The sequence below is a fragment of the Vibrio sp. 10N.261.52.A1 genome (assembly GCF_002876325.1).
Taxonomy (GTDB): domain Bacteria; phylum Pseudomonadota; class Gammaproteobacteria; order Enterobacterales; family Vibrionaceae; genus Vibrio; species Vibrio chagasii.
Genome location: NZ_MCYD01000862.1, coordinates 1934 through 2229 on the forward strand (window position 1 = coordinate 1934; position 296 = coordinate 2229).

General features: G+C 49.3%; 1 pseudogene. It reads right to left on the reverse strand.

The features are described from left to right. Positions 1-296, reverse strand: a pseudogene (locus BCT81_RS18470) (molybdopterin-dependent oxidoreductase); the annotation flags it as partial.

Consider the following 296-nt stretch of genomic DNA (forward strand, 5'->3'; position numbering starts at 1 on the left):
TGGAAGTGTGTCAGAAAGTACGCCAAGGTCAGTTGCGCCCTGTACGTTATCGTGACCACGGAAGATGTTTGCACCGCCGCCTGATTTACCGATGTTACCTAGCGCAAGCTCTAGTACACAGTAAGCACGTGTGTTGTTGTTACCAGTCGTGTGTTGAGTACCACCCATACACCAAACGATACAACCCGGACGGTTTTCAGAAAGCAGTTTCGCTGTGTGGTATACGTCTTTTTCGCTAACACCAGTTACACGTTCAACTTCTGCTGGGCTCCATTTCGCCACTTCTTCACGGATCT